Origin of the sequence: Desulfobotulus mexicanus (assembly GCF_006175995.1) — a bacterium.
Lineage (GTDB): Bacteria > Desulfobacterota > Desulfobacteria > Desulfobacterales > ASO4-4 > Desulfobotulus > Desulfobotulus mexicanus.
In genome coordinates this window covers 88,091-106,814 of sequence record NZ_VDMB01000009.1, presented here as the reverse complement: position 1 = coordinate 106,814, position 18,724 = coordinate 88,091, and the positions used below count along the sequence as shown (strand labels likewise).

General features: G+C 48.9%; 13 protein-coding genes. 9 read left to right on the top strand and 4 right to left on the bottom strand.

What is annotated here, in order from left to right:
- Positions 1 to 104 precede the first annotated feature (104 nt).
- Positions 105 to 3,473: a S8 family serine peptidase gene (locus tag FIM25_RS08890; protein WP_179953270.1), complete on the bottom strand. Its 3,369-nt coding sequence runs from the start codon at positions 3,471 to 3,473 to the stop codon at positions 105 to 107.
- A 599-nt stretch (positions 3,474 to 4,072) separates the two neighbouring features.
- Between FIM25_RS08890 and FIM25_RS08885 the strand changes: the two genes are divergently transcribed.
- From FIM25_RS08885 to lnt, 9 genes are all read left to right on the top strand, one after another.
- Positions 4,073 to 4,459: a hypothetical protein gene (locus FIM25_RS08885; RefSeq protein WP_139448375.1), complete on the top strand. Its 387-nt coding sequence runs from the start codon at positions 4,073 to 4,075 to the stop codon at positions 4,457 to 4,459.
- Positions 4,460 to 4,512: 53 nt separating this feature from the next.
- A complete protein-coding gene (locus FIM25_RS08880; RefSeq protein WP_139448373.1) occupies positions 4,513 to 6,234 on the top strand; it encodes a DUF262 domain-containing protein in 1,722 nt (573 codons plus the stop codon).
- Positions 6,235 to 6,372: 138 nt separating this feature from the next.
- Positions 6,373 to 9,165, top strand: coding sequence for a DNA methyltransferase (locus tag FIM25_RS08875; protein ID WP_218961353.1), 2,793 nt, complete (start codon positions 6,373 to 6,375; stop codon positions 9,163 to 9,165).
- Positions 9,162 to 10,370 (top strand): ATP-binding protein, encoded by a 1,209-nt coding sequence (locus FIM25_RS08870; RefSeq protein ID WP_139448371.1) that lies wholly within the window; start codon positions 9,162 to 9,164, stop codon positions 10,368 to 10,370. Before FIM25_RS08875 ends, FIM25_RS08870 begins: the two co-directional genes overlap by 4 nt.
- Positions 10,367 to 11,404, top strand: coding sequence for a ParA family protein (locus tag FIM25_RS08865; protein WP_139448370.1), 1,038 nt, complete (start codon positions 10,367 to 10,369; stop codon positions 11,402 to 11,404). Before FIM25_RS08870 ends, FIM25_RS08865 begins: the two co-directional genes overlap by 4 nt.
- Before the next feature lie 419 nt (positions 11,405 to 11,823).
- On the top strand, positions 11,824 to 12,672 hold the full coding sequence (locus FIM25_RS08855; protein ID WP_218961351.1) for an ABC transporter ATP-binding protein: 849 nt from the start codon (positions 11,824 to 11,826) through the stop codon (positions 12,670 to 12,672).
- 405 nt (positions 12,673 to 13,077) lie between these two features.
- Entirely contained in the window at positions 13,078 to 13,458 is a 381-nt protein-coding gene (locus FIM25_RS08850; RefSeq protein ID WP_139448368.1) for a hypothetical protein, read from the top strand.
- Positions 13,459 to 13,583: 125 nt separating this feature from the next.
- On the top strand, positions 13,584 to 13,976 hold the full coding sequence (locus FIM25_RS08845; RefSeq protein WP_139448366.1) for a hypothetical protein: 393 nt from the start codon (positions 13,584 to 13,586) through the stop codon (positions 13,974 to 13,976).
- A gap of 223 nt (positions 13,977 to 14,199) precedes the next feature.
- Positions 14,200 to 15,744 (top strand): apolipoprotein N-acyltransferase, encoded by a 1,545-nt coding sequence (gene lnt / locus FIM25_RS08840; protein ID WP_179953269.1) that lies wholly within the window; start codon positions 14,200 to 14,202, stop codon positions 15,742 to 15,744.
- A 120-nt stretch (positions 15,745 to 15,864) separates the two neighbouring features.
- On the opposite strand, the gene FIM25_RS08835 is transcribed toward lnt, so the two are convergent.
- The 3 genes from FIM25_RS08835 to FIM25_RS08825 all read right to left on the bottom strand — a co-directional run bounded on the left by FIM25_RS08835 (position 15,865) and on the right by FIM25_RS08825 (position 18,681).
- Complete coding sequence (locus FIM25_RS08835; protein ID WP_139448362.1) at positions 15,865 to 16,362, bottom strand: Lcl C-terminal domain-containing protein; 498 nt, start codon at positions 16,360 to 16,362, stop codon at positions 15,865 to 15,867.
- Positions 16,363 to 16,641: 279 nt separating this feature from the next.
- Positions 16,642 to 17,847 (bottom strand): pyridoxal phosphate-dependent aminotransferase, encoded by a 1,206-nt coding sequence (locus tag FIM25_RS08830; RefSeq protein ID WP_139448360.1) that lies wholly within the window; start codon positions 17,845 to 17,847, stop codon positions 16,642 to 16,644.
- A gap of 45 nt (positions 17,848 to 17,892) precedes the next feature.
- A complete protein-coding gene (locus FIM25_RS08825) occupies positions 17,893 to 18,681 on the bottom strand; it encodes a GNAT family N-acetyltransferase (protein WP_179953268.1) in 789 nt (262 codons plus the stop codon).
- Between the last annotated feature and the right edge of the window lie 43 nt (positions 18,682 to 18,724).

The window sequence follows — 18,724 nt, the reverse complement described above, 5'->3', positions numbered from 1 at the left end:
GCCCTCATTAAATATCCGCTCGTACCATCTGTCTGGCAACAAGCTGACCAGCAAGATATGGCTGAGTCATGGTAAGTAATCAAAAAAGTTATTCAACAAAAATATCAAAAACCTGAAACCAGTTCACGGATAAAACAACCGGAAGAAGAGCCGGAAGATGGTTTGGGAACGGGTTGTTCTTCCTTATCAAGGCAACGGGTAATATTCACATCCAGACTGCCGATGGTATGATTACCAAAACTGTTCACAACTTCAGCACGAAGGGTATAGGGACCACATTTTTCATAAACGAAACCAATCATGGGTGACTCATAAGGCCCCTGAAAATCACTTTCATCTCCCATATCCCAACGGAAAGATACAGGTTCAACACCTTCCGTATCAGAAGAATACTCAACCTCAAAACGACTCATTTCCATATGATTTTCATAGTCTGCTGAAATATCTTTTATGGTAATATCCCTTGTATCAAAGGCCCAGTTGAATATTCCACGTAAAAATATCTCCCTTGACATAGCACCGGTATCATTATTTATTCCCTCAAGCCCCAAGGCAGATGCCACCAGAATCCCCGGATGAATAACAGCTGGTTTTTCAAGGGTCAGCATATCCTTTGAAACCTGCATCAGATATCCATTCCCTGCTGAAGTTCTGCCGGGATATCGTAAAATACCTTCGCTGAACTCATCCATATTCCTCTGATTGGCTGCTCCGTCTCCGCCATCCTTCAGATCCAGAAAAATACCCCTGAATGCAGGAGGAACATTTTCAGAAGCAATCACAGGAAGATCCGGAAGATTGCCCTCCGTAATACTTTCAGAAATAACAGTCACTTTAAATCTTGAGTATAAAGAGGAAGAATCATTCAGAACAGAAGAAAACATATTCTGTCCCATGGAAATCACAAAACCGCCATCATTGACATACTCCATAAGACGGTCCAGATCTCCCCCCACAAGGGTTTCTTTATTGTTGTCCCCGGAGAAAAGCATAACCGCTTCATAGGCTGCCAGTATGGCTGCCTCAGGAAGCTGCATATTTTCTGAATCAGGATTAATATCAAGCACATCATAGGTTTTCTCAAGGGCATTGAGAGCATTTATATAATAGCCTCTGTAATCTTCAAAATTTTCATCGAAGGAACTGCCATCCATATCCAGAAGAAGAACTTTTTTTCCACTCCCCCTGGCTTCCTGAACCCTGGCCCAGACTGGAAAATGAACCCGGTGCGTATCACTTTCCAAAAGAACATAGCCCTGATGATCACCAACATAGCCTTGTCCTTTAAAACGCACATTTATGGAAGCCCTGCCAAAGGCTGGCAGTGTCACAGATAAAGGCTCCACATGAAAATCATCCAGAGGACGGATGGCATCAAAGCCATCACCAGTATAAATAGTACTTACATGATAGGTTTTTTCTTCGGGCAGAATACTTCTCAGACTAAGGGATAATGTTTTTTCCCCTTTATTCTCAACAATCCCGAAACCAAGGGAGGGGGGATCCAGAATGACACCTGGATCCAAAGCCTTAGTCAGATCAACCCTGCCAGCTCCCATGTCCAGGGGCTGGGCAGGGTTTCCATCATGTGTATAGATATCCATAAATTTTGCCGTGGACATCAAAGAAGATTTTATATCCTTATTGGACCATAAAGGATGGCGCTGCTTTAAAACAGCTGCTGCTCCGGCAATATGGGGAGCTGCCATGGATGTTCCGGAATTCTGACCAAAACCAAGGTGCTTTTCTTCACCCGCTGCAAGGGGCCCATATCCCTGAGAAAGAATATTCACACCCGGAGCCATGATATCCGGTTTCAGCGTATACCCTACTCCGGGTCCGCGACTGCTGAAATCAGCAACTTCATCGGGACTGTTACCCAGCTGAAAGGGTGTAAAATTGAAAATCAGTTCAGATTGCTCATTATGAAGGTCATACCATCTTTCAAGACTCTTTCCATGGGACTCACCCGTAAAAACAGCAAAGGCAGCTATTTCATCACAGTCTTCCATATAACAACTAAGATCAAAGATATCGTCGCCTTTATTGTTATAGATCACCACAAAATCAGCACCAGCCCTGTAAGCATTCAGAACTTTGTCATCAAAATTGCATCCTCCCCTTTTTACAACCGTTGCCAGCCCCTCAAAGGGCCTTCCTTCAAAGGGTTCGCAGGCATTCACATTATCCGGTGCCACACTTGCTGCTGTCTTGAAAAAATACCTGCTGCTGGAACCCAGAGAGGGAACATTCCCATAATCAGAAATGCCAGCCTCCAGCTTCAGGTATTCTTCCGGAACAGGTGAAGGCCCGGCTATGGAAAGGCTTCCGCCGGCAATACTGCCACCGGTGGTACTGGCCGCAACACTTATATATTCTTCAGAAGGATGATCTGTGGTTCCCTTATAAGGCCCGCTGTTTCCAGCGGACATGACCACAAAAAGTCCGGCCCGCCAGGCGTTCAGCAAAGCCGTATCCAAAGGATCATAGTCACCGCCTGTGCTGAAAGGCCCATCACCCCAGGAACAGTTCACCACATCTGCCCCGTCCTTAACCATATCCTCCAGTGCGGCTATGCCTTCGGGATTTTCGAAGGTACTGAGCCCCTCCATGCTCTGATAGAAAACCTTATAACTCATAACCCAGGCCCCTGGTGCCACCCCGCTGATTTTAAAACTGTCGCCAAGGACATCAGCCTGAACAGGATTTCCAACAGCAGTCCCTGCCGTATGCACACCATGGGAATCCCCCTCAGGCCCAGGCCATGGATCCATATCCCCGGCAGCCGGAGGATCTCCCGGCCGGTAATAAACCCTTGAAGCAATAATTTTTCCATTATTGTTGGCTTTTAAGCCCAGGCCGCCATCCGGATAATCTGCAGGATAGGAAAAACCAGTGGGATCAAACATGGGAGCATCCCTGTGAACACCAGTATCCATGCTGGCAACCCTGATACCCTTGCCCGCCTTCAACCTGCCTCCGATTAAGGGATCTTCCCAGAGGGCAGGAGCATTAATAAGATCAAGACTTTTATACATGGAAAGCTCGTAAGTTCTTACAGGATATACGGCTTTAACGCCCGGTACTTTTTTCAGCCTTTCCATAAGGCTGTCAGCATCTTCCCCATTGCTTTCAACGGTAAAACCGTTAAAAAGAACACTGTACCTGTGTTCCCGCATACGGTTTTCCTCATCCCGAAAAGTAGCCATCCTCAAGCCGGATACAGTCCTTCTCATACTGCTGAGAACCTTGTCCTGCCGTGCTTCAATGGCAGAAAGATAATTTCGGGTTTCTGCCTGCTCAAAATTAAGGCGGCCCTTGGACATCAGACCTGGATTCTGACTGCCCCATCTGGCAAGGGGTGCATCTTCCAGTTCCACAATAAGCCTCTTACTCTCTGCCCAGACAATGGATGGAAACAAAAAGCAGACGCACAGCATCAAAACGACTAAAATCCTTAGACAATTCTTCATCTCCATTTTTCCTTGCATATCTGGCCTCCATTTTTTTATATTGCGATTTGCCATTTTTGATACTCTGGCCAGCGTTAAAATGATTGGTAGCCCACCGACCTCGTTACAATAGCTCGGGAATTCAGGAATAATATAAGAATACCATATTTACTGCCAGGAAAATCCTTAAGTGCCAACAAATATGGCGACAAAAAAACACTCAGCTTTTTTTCATTTACAAACAGCAATCCAACACATAATATTTGATGCTCCATTTTTTTTAACTTAGTAATTTTTATAGCAGGAAAAAATACTGATAACAAAGGCAAGGCCGCTGTAAAATTAATAGTTTAAATCAAACTCTTAATAAATGGAAAATCCTGAAAATCGGGTGATAGTAATTTTTTTATCATATTCATCTTGAAAGTGAACTACGATCTTATTTTTTTACCAGAAACCTTAATGTTAAAAGTACTTTTTGGCATTACAAATATGGCTTAAAGAAGAAATTTGTTCTGGATTACCTGACCAAGCCATATTTTCGACAGATATGGACTGGTGGAAACAATAATCGCTAAAAACCTTATAAACGAGCACACAAAGAACTCGACAGGCCACCAATGAAAGAGACCCTCAAACCCCTCTGGCTCATCTCTTTGCTCATCTCTTTGCTCATCATCACGGCTTCCCTTCTCCTCTTAGCCTCGGATCTCGCCCAGCGCCGCTCTACCGCCTCCTTCCGCATCGACAACGTTGTTCCACAGCTTCTCGACATCAACAAAGAAGTTCTTAACCGCTACCCCAAATGGAAAATGACGGAAAAGCTTCAGGAAATGTCTGAAAAACAGCAGCCAGGCCCGCAGGCTTCGGAACAGGCGGTGGAAAAAAAGACCGTGCCCTTCCGCATCCGCATGGTACTCTACAGTGAGACAGAATTTGCCGAACGCTCCAGAGATGGGTATCTTGAGGGTCTTCGCAAAGCAGGGCTGGAACCGGGCCGGGACTAACACGATGCGGTTTTGAAGAAAATCATCGGCCTTGAATCGACGGAGGATTGAAAATGGCAACAATGAATTTCAATACCACAAACGCTACTTTCCGCCAGTTGCTTGGAAATGGCCTGAGTTACCGCGTTCCACCCTTTCAGAGGGATTACTCCTGGGGCGATGATGAATGGGATGATCTCTGGCAGGACATCCTAGGGCTTTTTGAAAACGATGGAGAACCCGCTCACTACATGGGCTACCTTGTTCTTCAGTCCTCCGATAATAAGCGGTTTGACATTATTGACGGTCAGCAGCGACTGACCACACTCAGCATCATGATTCTTACCTGTCTGGGACATATGCAAGATCTTATCCGCAGCAACCTGGATGCAGAAAACAATGCCAGGCGCAAGGAGCAGCTGCAAAACAGCTACATCGGCTACCTTGATCCCGTAAGCCTGGTACCCCGCTCCAAACTGGAGCTGAACCGTCATAATAACCGTTTCTATCAAACCTATCTGGTTCCTATTGAAAAGATCCCCCAGCGGGGCCTTAATGCCTCTGAACATCAGTTACGCAAGGCCTTTAACTGGTTTAAAGACAAGGTCAGATCACGCACTGGAGCAACAGTAAACAGTGGTAAGGAACTTGCGGCTTTCATTGAATCCCTTGTAGATAAGCTATTCTTTACCGTCATCACGGTAACTGACGAGTTAAATGCGTTCAAGGTATTTGAGACCCTCAATGCCAGGGGGGTAAGGCTTTCAGCAACGGATTTGTTAAAAAATTATCTTTTTTCTGTTATCAGTTCACAGGATACCCATGAAACAGAGCTGAAGGCCTTAGAGGAACGATGGGAACGCATCGTTGGTCTTTTGGGGAGCGAGAGTTTTCCAGAATTCCTGCGGATATTCTGGAACAGCCGCAACAGGCTTGTCCGCAAATCCGATTTATTCAAAACAATTCGAAGACGGATCGCTACACGGGATTCGGCCTTTGAATTGTTGCGGGATCTGGATCATTCAGCAGCTGTCTATGCCGCACTCCGTGACCCCCAGGATCCTTCCTGGAAGAGCGACGAAAAGGTCGCACTTGCGCAGTTGATTATGTTTAATGTACGCCAGCCGCTGGCCATGCTCTTGTCATGTCATACCAGATTCCATGAGACTGACAGAGCAGACTTCACCCGCATTATGAAGGCTGTGGCGATCGTTTCCTTTCGTTATAATGTGATATGCAACCTTCAGACCCATGAGCAGGAACGCCTGTACAACGAGATTGCCTGGAGAGTCTCTTCTGGTAGCTGCACCCGGCCATCTGAAGTGATTTCCGCACTCCGGAACGTGTATCCCGATGACACCCGGTTCAAGGTCGCTTTTGCTGATAAAGAACTGCGCACAACAAACAGTCGAAACAAAAAAGTGGTGCGTTATATCCTCTTCGAAATAGAGAAACAGCGCTCTGGGCAGGATTTTGATTTTGAAAGTGCCACATACAACCTGGAGCATATTCTTCCTGAGCATCCTTCCGAAGACTGGTCATACATCGAGGAATCCAAACAGGATCGCCTGATCTACAGAATCGGAAACATGACTCCCCTTGAAACCAGCCGAAACCGGGATCTGGGCAATGCAGACTATTCCACGAAACGACAGGTTTTTCAGCAGAGTACCTTTCAAATTACCAGAGCAGTTTCAGAACATTATGAGACCTGGGATGAGACAAAAATAGAAGCCAGACAAAAACAGCTGGCAAATCTTGCTGCTGGCATTTGGAAAATTGAATTCGGAGGGTAAGTGCCTAGCGATGCCATACGGAAAAAAGCGGCCCTGTATCCCCATGCAGAGCAGGAATGAGGATAAAATCAAAAAACGATCTGCTGGATTTGTTACGAAAGACTTTAAAAATAACCTGCAACAGAAATGGGAACAGGAATGGCCAGAAAACCTTCTGTAAAAAATGATACCTTGAAAACCATTGCTCCCACCTGGAGCCATATACAGAAACAGGCGGAGCAGTTTGTCCTGAAATACAGAAATTCTACCCGTGAGCAGGCAGACAGCAAGGTTTTCATCCGGGATTTTCTTGTTGATCTTTATGGAATAGACCCCATACAGGCTGGAAATTATGAGCGTCAGGTCGGAAAATTAGGAAATAAATACGGTTTCATTGACTATTTTCTGCCCGGAAAACTGGTCATAGAGTTCAAGTCCGCAGGCAAGGATCTTGATCTGGCATTGCTTCAGGCACTGGATTACCATCAGGGGCTGGCTCAGGAAGAGCGTCCCCGCTATATCCTCACATGTGATTTTGCCCATTTTCACCTCCATGACCTGCTGGACAAAGCCAATGATCTGGAATTTTCTCTTGAAGACCTGCCAAAATATGTGAAAGCTTTCGGCTTTCTCATCGACCATGAATCAGAATATGCAGAACCTGAAAAACTGGTGGATATCCGTGCTGCGGAACTGATGGGAAGCCTGCACGATGAACTCAAGGAAAGCGGCTACGGAGGCCATGATCTTGAAGTACTGCTGGTTCGCCTGCTCTTCTGCCTGTTTGCAGATGATACCGGTATCTTTGAGTTTCATGCCTTTCAAACCCTGATTCAGAAACGAACACATCCCGACGGAAGCAATTTATTCAGCGAGCTGGCCGCCTTTTTCGATACCCTCAACAAACCGGAAAACAAACGGCTTAAAAATTTGCCGGATTATCTTGCCGGTTTTCCCTACATCAATGGAAAACTGTTTGAAGAAACCATTTCAACGGTTTATGCCAACGCAAAAATCCGAGACATCCTCCTTTCATGTTCCGGGGAAGACTGGAGTGCCATTTCCCCAGCAATTTTCGGATCGCTGTTCCAGACCGTCATGGAAGAAGATCAGGACGGAAAACGCAGGAATCTTGGAGCGCATTACACCTCTGAAAACAATATTCTCAAACTGATCCGCCCATTGTTCCTTGATGAACTCTATGCAGGGCTGGAAGCCTGCGGAAGCAACAGGGCGAAACTGGAGAAGTTCCACGACAGGCTGGCCTCCCTGCGGTTTTTAGACCCGGCATGTGGCTGCGGAAATTTTCTCATCATTGCTTACCGCGAACTCCGTCGTCTGGAGATGAAGGTGCTGGATCTCCTGTATCCGAAAAACCGGCAGGGGCACCGCCAGCTTGTTCTCGATATCGGCCCCATCATCAAAGTGAATGTGGATCAGTTCTATGGCATCGAGCTGGAAGAGTTCCCTGCTCAGGTGGCCCAGGTGGCCATGTGGCTCATGGATCACCTGATGAACCGAGAAGTTTCCAGCCTGTTCGGGAGAACCTTTACCCGCCTTCCGCTTGTGAAGTCTGCGGCCATCCAGCACGGGAACGCACTGACGCTTGAGTGGCCAAAGGTGGATTGTATTCTGGGCAATCCGCCCTTTGTGGGAGCAAAATACATGGATGCCAGCCAGAAAAAGGATGTCTCCCTTGTATTCAAAGGCATTAAAAACAGCGGCTTACTGGATTATGTTGCTGCATGGTATGTGAAAGCGGCCAGAGGAATGAAAAAAACTCCCGTGAAATGTGCCTTTGTATCCACCAATTCCATCTGTCAGGGGGAACAGGTCGGAGTTCTTTGGAGCTGGATGCTGGATCAGGGAATGAAGATTTTTTTCGTCCACCGGACATTCCAGTGGAGTAATGAGGCCAGAGGCAAAGCTGCCGTACACTGTGTCATTGTGGGATTTACCCATGGTGATCTGCCCAGCAAACAGATTTTTGAATATGAAAATATCAAGGGCGAACCGGAATCTATTCAAGTAAAAAACATCAACCCCTATCTGGTGGATGCGCCGGATGTGGTGGTGCAGAACCGAAAAAATCCGCTGTGCCCGGTTCCCCAGATCGGTATCGGAAACAAACCCATTGACGGTGGTCATTACCTGTTTACAGAAGAGGAAAAGGCATCCTTTCTGGCCGTGGAGCCAAAAGCCGCCCCATACTTCAGACGCTGGCTCGGAGCGCATGAATTTCTGAATGGCTACCATCGCTACTGTCTCTGGCTCGGCGATTGCCCGCCCAAAGAGCTGCGAAAGATGCCCGAGTGCCTGAAGCGTATCGAAGCGGTGCGGGAACTCCGTAAGAACAGTAAAAGCAAACCGACCCAGAAACTTGCTGAAACGCCAACCCGGTTTCATGTCGAAAACATGCCGGATGGGGAATACCTTATTATTCCGGAGGTATCATCGGAGCGCCGTTTTTATATTCCTATTGGTTTTGAAATGTCCGACACTCTAGCAAGCAATAAACTTAGACTTTTGCCTAATGCATCTTTATATGAATTTGGCATAATTCATTCATGCATGCATATGGCATGGGTTCGTGCGGTGACTGGTCGGCTAAAAAGTGATTTTCAATATTCAATAAAGGTTGTTTATAATAACTTCCCATGGCCGGAGAGTCCCACAGAAAAACAAAAGCAGACTGTCAGTACAGCCAGCCAGAAAGTCCTTGATGCCCGTAAGACATTCCCGGATTCCACCCTTGCGGATCTCTATGACCCCCTCACCATGCCATCCGTCCTGAGCAAGGCACATCAGGCTTTGGATAAAGCGGTGGATGCCTGTTATGGGGTCAAAAATTTTCCAAACGAGGCAAAACGTGTGGCATTCCTGTTTTCCCTGTACGATCACTACCTGCAAAAAGAAGCCTTATCTTCTGAAACAGGGGGAAAACAAGAATGAAAAGATTTTCTGATCAGGAACTGCTGGATCTTCTCAATTCTCTGGAATCGGATCGGGTGGAGCGAAAAGAAAGCTTTAAGGGGGAGGTTCCGAAAAAGGCCAGACAGGCTGTCTGCGCCTTTGCCAATGACCTTCCGAATCACAATGCTCCGGGCATTCTTTTCATTGGCGCAAAGGACAATGGCGAACCCTCAGGCCTTGAGGTGACAGATCAGCTTCTGCTTTCACTTGCGGACATGAAAACCGACGGAAACATTTTGCCCCTGCCCGTTCTTTCTGTGGAAAAACGGCTTTTAAAAGGTTCCGCCATGGCTGTTGTCACCGTGATGCCCTCCGATATGCCGCCGGTCAAATATGAGGGCCGTATCTGGATTCGCACCGGCCCCCGGCGCTCCATCGCCAACGAACAGGAAGAACGAATCCTCAATGAAAAAAGGCGTTATAAGAACCTGCCCTTTGATCTCCACCCCATCCCGTCAGCAGCAGTCACCGACCTTTCAAAACTCATTTTTGAAAGCGAATTTCTTCCTTCAGCCTTTGCCGCCGATGTGCTGGAATCCAACGGCCGCAGCTATGGGGAAAGACTGTCAAGCTGCAAAATGATCGTTTCCCCAGACACCACAACACCCACGGTGCTGGGACTCCTTACCTTGGGCAAAAGCCCGCAGGACTTTCTGCCGGGGGCCTGTATTCAGTTTTTGCGGATTGACGGGACAGACCTTGCAGACCCTGTTCTGGATGCGGAAACCATGGGCGGAGCCTTTGTTGAAATGCTGCGCCGGGCGGAAGAAAAACTCAAATCCCATAACCGCATCGGCGTAGATGCCACCTCTGGCCCGACCCACAGAACGGACATGCCCTATCCGCCAGCAGCAATGCAGCAGATTCTGTACAACGCCGTACTCCACCGCACATACGAAAACACCCATGCCCCTGTCCGGGTGTACTGGTTCAACGACAGAATCGAAATCACCAGTCCGGGCGGGCCTTACGGAAACGTCACCTCTGAAAACTTCGGCAGGCCCGGAATCACGGATTACCGCAACCCCAATATCGGGGATGTGCTGAAGACCTTCGGTTTCATTCAGGCCTTTGGAAGGGGCATTGCCATCGCACGGAGGGAAATGGAAAAAAACGGAAATCCGCCCCCGGAATTTGAAACCAGCCCGAGTGCGGTGATGTGCACATTGAGGAGAAAAGCATGACTGCGCCCGTACTGACCTTTTTCAACAACAAGGGAGGAGTTGGAAAAACCTCCCTCATTTACCATCTGGCCTGGATGTTCGCCCGTCTCGGCAGAGGGGTGGTGGTTCTGGATCTGGATCCCCAGGCCAACCTGACCGCAGCCTTTCTTGATGAAGACCACATTGAGGCGCTCTGGAATGCGGAGGGTGCAGGCAGCACCATTTACCAGTGCGTCAGCCCCCTTGCCGGTGTGGCGGATATTGCCCCTCCCCTGCTTCAGCCCATGGCGGAAAATCTCCATCTCCTGCCGGGAGACATCCGGCTCTCCGGCTTTGAGGAGGCGCTCTCCAAAGAGTGGCCGGACAGCATGGGCGACAGCAACCTCTACCGGCCTATGCGCATCCTCAGCGCCTTCTGGCAGGTCATGCAGATGGCCGGAGATCAGGTGCAGGCGGAGATTCTTCTTGCTGACATCGGCCCCAACCTTGGTGCCATCAACCGTTCTGTCCTCCTGGCAACGGACTACGTCGCCATTCCCCTGGGAGCCGACCTTTTTTCCCTCCAGGGGTTAAGCAACCTCGGCCCCACCTTAAGAAGCTGGAAAAACCTGTGGCAAAAACGTCTCAACAACTGGGAAGAGAGCCCCGAAAAAAGGCACTACCCGGATTTCAGACTGCCTTCCGGCAAGATGCAGCCCATCGGCTATCTCTGTCAGCAGCATGGGGTTCTTCTGGAACGCCCGGTAAAGGCCTATGACAAGTGGGTGCAGCGCATTCCCGCCGTTTATCGGGAAGCCGTTCTGAATGAAGCCCCGGTTCAGAATCTGCGGCAGGAAGACGATCCTTTCTGTCTTGCCACCATCCGGCATTACCGCAGCCTGGTGCCCATGGCCCAGGAACGCCGCAAGCCCATTTTCAACCTCACCTCCGCCGATGGGGCCATTGGCAGCCATGCCCATGCGGTGAGTGATGCACGGAGGGACTTCAGAATCCTTGCGGAAAAAATCGCTGAAAAGACAGGGCTGGCCCCAGCCCCCAAGCCATGGCACCCCTGACCTGGCAAGGGACCTCCGAAAGGAGACATTGCGCCAGTATCCCAACGGAAATTTCCGCCCGGTCTTTCCACCGAGGCATCCTGTTCCAATGCCAGCTCACTGCCCGACACGCACAAGCCGGGCATGGCCGATGCGCTTCTTGCTGCCCTGACCGGCAAGGCCGTTGATGAAAAAAAAGTTCCAGGCAAAACCGCTGTCGCTGGAAATGGAAGAGGCGGACCAGAACCAGCCCTCACTGGGAAAGACCTTAAGATCATAGGGCGCAAGGCTTCTCAGCTCCTCTATGGTCGGAAGCCGAAAACCACCCGGTGCTGTCAGGGGGCTGGCATCGTACCAGGAACCGCATAAATAATTATTTTTGAATCCCCACCGCCCCGTTGAGGGCTGAAAAAAGTCTCCCGAAACACCACAGGAGGGGTGTGGATAAATTTGATGAAGGATTTGGGGAAAAAAGCGTGCTTGACATCCAAAATCTCTCCCATACCTTTTTTCCCGGCACCCCCAATGCGGTTCAGGCCCTTCAGGGGGTATCCCTGCACATTGAAGAAGAAAGCTTCACCGCCATCATCGGCACCAACGGTTCCGGAAAAAGCACCCTTCTCAATGCGATGTCGGGCACTTTTCTGGCCGATCAGGGAAAAATTCTTCTGGACGGACAGGACATCACCCGCTGGCCCGAGCACAGACGGGCTGCCCCCATGGGCCGGGTTTTTCAGAATCCCTTTGCCGGAACGGCTGCGGAAATGACCCTTGCGGAGAACCTTGTCATTGCCATGCGAAGGGGACTGAAACGTCCCCTTTCCACCGCCCTTTCCCGGCAGGTGAGAGAGGAAATGGCCGAACGGGTGGCCTCTTTGAAAATGGGCCTTGAAAACCGCCTGGATAATCCTATCGGCACCCTGTCCGGCGGTCAGCGTCAGGCCCTGACCCTGCTCATGGCCACCTGGCTCAGGCCGAAGCTTCTGCTTCTCGACGAACATACGGCGGCACTGGATCCTAAAAGTGCGGCCCAGGTGGCGGATCTCACCCGGCGGATCATCCGCAGCGAAAGGCTCACGGCCCTCATGGTCACCCATTCCATGCAGCAGTCCGTGGAACTTCCCGACCGCATTGTCATGATGCACAAAGGAAAAATAGTGGAGGATTACGCAGAAGAAAGAAAGGGCCGGGTGCGCGTCCCGGATCTCATGGCAGCCTTTGACCGGGTGAAACGAGGGGAGCTTTTCGATGCTTCCGTAGCGGAGGTGGTGGCGGAGCAGTATGTATGAGAAGGGTATCCCTGTCCGGTGCGGAGCATCCATACAGACAACAAAATTGCCAGATGCCACTGAATCTGGCAGTACAGAGAAAAAACCGGCACCCTTTATGGCAAGAAGAAACCCTGAAACGGCACAGGCTTAAGACCTTCCCAAGCTTTGCAATGCAGTTCTAAAAGTATCAGGCAACGGTATAAAGGGAAAAATCCATGTGAATCCCATGGAAGAAGGGCAGGATGGCCCATATATTGCAAAAGTCCTCAGCAGGCAGATATTTCAGGAAAACGTTTCAGATAACGGATACAAACCAAGCCCCTGTTTCCTTGCACACATAACCGTCCTGCACCCAACACGGCACAGATGGTGAACATGGTAACGGGGCAATTATCCACAACCCGATAAAAGAAGGAGACTGTCATGTCCATGCAGATCATTTTTTTCAGAACCGTTTTTCTTCTGGTACTTACCTGTTCCTCCTCCGCCCTCGCCTGGGAACTTCCTGAAAAGGTATGGGTCAATCATTCCATGCCTCCAATGTACTGGAAAAAAACGGACGGCATCCTCCAGCAATCCGGATGCAGCCTGCAACGCTACGATCTTTTCCGGGCAGGCGGTGCAACCAAAAACATTTTCCGCATGGCTGTCGTCTGCCCGAAACAGGAAAAATTCTGTGTGGAGATTCTTCCCGATAACCAGCAGGCTGGTACCTTGCCTATGGACTGTATCCGAGCCGTTCCGGAAAGCTCTGTGCATATGGCAGCCTCTTCCTTTCTCTACACATCCGGAGACAGAAAATAGGCATCCTCACTTCAGCTAACGTCCCATGCGCCAGCGTGGGAACACTGGATCCAAGGTGGCGTCAGGGGAGTCCTCCGATAAAAACAACACGACTCATTACGGATTTGAATACAAGAGGTGCTGCCATGAAAAAACAAAAACTCTGTATTATAGCCATTACCTGCTTTTTGTTTTCAACACCTGCCTTTTCCAGTGACTGGTCCGGAATGATCAAGGGCCGTCTCATCACCTGCAAGGTCACAAATATTCAAGAAAGCATCCTTGGTGTCTGGGAATCTTTTGATGTGCATTTCGAAACTGGCACAGAAAAGGCTCTGTTCAGCTGTTCAGGAAATCCCCTGCTTCATAACAGGAAATGCCAACAAAGCCGGATCGAAGGAAAACTGCAATCTGAAAAAAGTAGTGTGAACATCAATCTGAGGCCGGGAACTACTGATGCCAGGCATAAAATATGCGCTGAAACCTATGGGCAGGCAGGATTTAGTCTTGAAGAATCCGGGCCTATTCAACCTTACTGATCTTCAATGAATCTAAAGGGCTAAAATCCAAAGGCAAAAATCAAAACTTGTATAAATATCAAGCAATTCTGATTTTAAAACATCCGACATTACGGCTAATGTGTAAAATCCGACACCATAAAGAGCATATAAAATGATGATTTTCTCCGGATTCCCAAAAAAGTATCTTTTCTATACATGTGGAATCCGCCATTGCCTTCCCCTGTTGCTGTCAGCGGGCCTTTTGGGTTTATCCCTTCCTTCCGGGCCTTTGTTCTGGCTGCCCCTTGCAGCCCTTGTTCCCTTTTTTATGGCCCTTCGGGGATGTCAGCCTGCAAGAGGGTATGCTCTGGGATGGGCAGGCGGCAGCCTCTTCTGGCTGGTTTCCACTTTCTGGATGTATAGCGGTTGCCGTGAACTCATGGGCTGGTCTGTACCCGCAGCACTCATTGCCACCCTGCTCTTTGTTTTATATCAGGGCCTTCCCTACGGACTTGCGGGCCTTGTCTGCGGCATTGCCAACAGATATGGAAAAACCGCAGGCCCTTTTTTCACCGCAGGTATTTTCACCCTTTTCATTGCCATCTGGCCCGGACTCTGCCCCGGCAGTCCTGCCATAAGCCTTTATACATGGACCAGAATCATACAGATTGCAGACATCGGCGGAATGCATTTCGTACTATTTTTCATGTTCCTCTCCAATGTCTTTCTGGCAGAAATCCTGAGTCCTTCACTATTCAAAGAAAAAATACGATATTGCACGATTTTTATTCTTCTGCTTTGCCTTGTGCTGGGCTACGGCAGCCTCCGCCTTAATCAGCTGAGAACCTTAGAGGCCTCAGATCCTGAATCCCGCATAAGTGTCCGCACCATACAGCCCAATGTCCCATTCAGGGCAGACCCTTTAAACCAAAATCCGCTGAAAAGTAACCATCGGATCATGGGGCAGCTCACCGAAGAATCCTCTCAGCATCTGGCACCGCCGGATCTTATTCTCTGGCCGGAAGGCCCCGGTACTCCTGCCTGCGATAACCTGGATATGAAAGCCCTTGCCAGTTTAGAAAAAATCAGCGGCAGCCCCATTCTTTTTACCTGCACAGAATATATTTATCGTTTGAAAAAGCAGGAATCCCTAACAAACCCTGACGGATCGGAAAGGCTTACGGTCATTCCCATGCGGGAACTCAAGGCCATGTATAACAGCATGGCCCTGCTGAAAAACGGACAGATCAAAGAATTTTATCGCAAAACAAGACTGGTTCCCTTTGGAGAAGCCACACCCTTTGGAGAACATTTGCCTATTTTAAGAAAGTTTATTGGAAAACCCTATGAATTCAATCGTGGACCCGGCCCGGCTCTCCTCTCTTTACAAGATGATCTGCAAGTGCAGCCGCTCATCTGCTTTGAAAGCGGTTTTCCGGACATCAGCCGCTCTGGTGCTGCTCTGGGGGCGGATGCCTTTGTCACTGTTGCCAATGACGGCTGGTTTGTGCATGAAAAAGCAGCAGAACTCCACCTTGGCCTGGCTCTTTTCCGGGCTGTGGAACAGCGCCGTCCCATGATCCGTGGCACCAACACGGGTATGGGTGCCCACATTGCTGCCACAGGCGAAATTATAGACGGCACAAAAACTCCCATGGATCAGACTACTTTCCGTCAGGCCAGTCTCCATGTTCCAGATGTGCAGACACCTTATCAGCTCATGGGAAATATCTGGCTTTGGGTTTTAACACTCATTCTTATAATGACCCGATATTCATCCCTGAATAAAAAGACAGGATTCGTGTAACGAAATTTCACCGGGTAAACAGCCCGGTTACTATGATGAATTTTTAAACACAAAAAACCCGCTCCACTATGGGAACGGGCTTATATTACAAAAACAGGTTACATTACAAAAAGGCAAAAATCACTGTCCGGCACGCACAAGACGTACACGGAAGTTGTCGCTCTTGGGGCTGTTGCCAACAGCTCCGTATTTGAAATGGATGCCCAACGCATAGATTCTGAGGCTGCCATTAGGCGTGGAAGACCAAAACTTATATGGACCAGGAAAAACATTCTGATCATAAGGTGCCAGAGTCTTCAACTCATCAATGTTCGGAACCCGAAATCCATCCGAAGCTGTCACTCTTACTGCATCATCCCAGGTTCCTTCCCAGGCTGTTCCGCTACAGCCTGAACCTGCCCAAATCTCACCATAAGCACAGCGCTGCCATTCCAGGCCCGTACTCGTATCCCTGGCTATGGCACCGTTGCTTCCAGCTACCTCTTGAAACCGGGAAGGATCGAACGGCTGCTGCGCTGCCTGTACAGCTCCTGTAACACCCAAAAGCACCATCATCCCCAGAAAAATAACCAGTTTTTTTCTGAAAAGCCCCTTAATATGAACCCGTTTTTCTTTCATTTTTTTTTCCTTTTTAAAATGTTTCTTCAATACTTCACTTCGTCATCAAATCTTTTGATGCTGACCTTTAAAGAAGAGTTTTATAAGCCATCAAGGCTGACCGAACAATTCTTTTGCAATAGCCATTGCAACAAACATACCAAGACGATTCTTGCTTGTCCATACGGGGCAGCAGGCCTGGAAGAATTATAATCGACACCTCAGCCATTCGACATACTCCAGCGGATCTAATCCTCTGGCCTGAAGCCCCCGGCATATCGGCCTGCGACAACCTGGATATCAAAGCCCGGAGCCCTCCTGTGCCACCCTGCGGCAGGCATCAAGAAACTTTTCATTCACCTCATCACCATGCAGGGTCATACGAAGAAATCCCTGATTCTGAATACCTCTAAGACGATTCAGGTTAGCCGTAAGAAAGCCCTGCTCTGCCAGAAGGCCATGGAGGGCATCCGCTCCGAGATCTGTGTGACGGAACATGAGTGTATTGGTATCTGAGTTGAGAAACCTGAAAGCCCCAAGCCCTGAACACTTCTCTCTTATACGCTCAAAAAACCGAATTTTCCGCTCCTGATTGCGCCTGCGGATATCATTGACATAATCCGTATCCAGAACCGCAAGTTGGGCCATATAAAGAGAAAACCAGGAAAAAGGAAACATGGGACGATAGGTATTGACGGCCTGCCTGAGGATTTCAGAAGAAGCAGCCATATACCCGACCCTTGCACTGGGCAGGCAGTGAACCTTTGAAAAGGTGCGGAGCACCATCAGATTCTGGTATGTTTCAAGAAATGTGCTGGCACTGTTTATGGCATCCGACCTGTCCGTATATTCTCCGTAGGCTTCGTCCACCACCACAAAGGTTCCGGTTTTTGAGGCATGGGAAAGAAGGGCATGAATATAATCCTGAGGAATAAACTTCCCTGTGGGATTGACGGGATTGCTGATCCATAAAAGCCTGTATGTTTTTTCCCTCATCTCCCGACAAAGTTTTTCAATGATATCACCATCCCAGTGCAGATCTGGAATTTCCATCAAAGTAAGGGCAGCCCCCATTCTGAAAGAAACACTTTCAAAAACATCAAAATTGGGAACAGGTATCAAAACATGATCCCCCGGATCCAGCACTGCCCTGGCAATGTGATCTATGACGGACTCCAGACCGGCTCCAAAGACAAACCATTCCTGAGGAATATCATGGTGAAGCGAAAGCTGCCTTCGGAGGCGCTGATAACTGTTCTCCGGATATTCCGTCAGGCTCCCGGTAATAAGACCGAGCAGCTCCGGGGTTTCCAGCACATCCTGAATCAGCGGAGAAAAACCGTCGATGTTTTTTCCAACGTCAAAACGGTACACCTTTTCAAGGCCGTGCTGTTTTTTAAGGGCCTCCACCATAGTAAGTTCATCCACATCCTTGCTCAGATAATCATTGGATTCTCTGCCAAGGGCCATAAGGGTGAGCCGGGAAAGGCAGGCCTCTGTGTTCATGGGTCTCTCCTTTTATAAACAGAGGGAATGAAAGGTATTTTCATTTCAGAAAATCCCTTTATCACGGGAAAGAAGATAAAAACTTCTGCGTCCTGTATAGCTTGTTTCCGAAAAAAGCATTGTGGCTACATAACCCCGGCGGTTAAGGTATTCAGTGAAAACACAGCGGATATCCTGCTGCCAGCGCAGCACCCTGTCCATGTCATGCATCTTCAGGGCCTTGAGATCTCCCGGTATTTCAAGAAGCACGGCGTCCTTATGGGGCATATGTTCCGGGCTTGCAAGAGGATAAAGGGCCAGAGCTTCGGCTGTGGTCATGTCATCCATGTTTTCAGGTTGCCCCTCAAGGGAACAGCGAACCAGAAGCCTGTCCATGGGTATGCCCGCATGCATGGCACATGTTACATGAAAACAGTCTTCCATGTAGCGGATGCCCCTGCCCCCCTGCAGGGTCAGATAGAGATAGGCATTGCGGCTTTCCATGGGATCATAGGTCCAGGCCATCTCCCGGATATTCCGGGAAAGAAGCTCCTTCACCAGCGTCTGATGGAGCAGTCCTCCAACGCTGCGGTCACGGAATTCATCCAGTACTCCCAGCATGTGTCCATAGGCCAGACCGGGTTCCATGGTGGCCATGGTAATGGCCATGCCGACCATACGTTTTTCTATAAAAGCGCCCAGGACAAATCCCGTACGCACATCTTCCATACTCCAGGCCTTGAGACTTATGGGAGACGTAACCCCCTGATCTTCAAGCCCCCAGATGGTTTTCTGCAAAGAAATACATGCATCCATATCTTCTGGTGTGGATAAGATTCGTATTTCTACTTCCATAAAAAGGCCTCCTTCAGTTCCTATAAATTTGATCAGGCTCTTT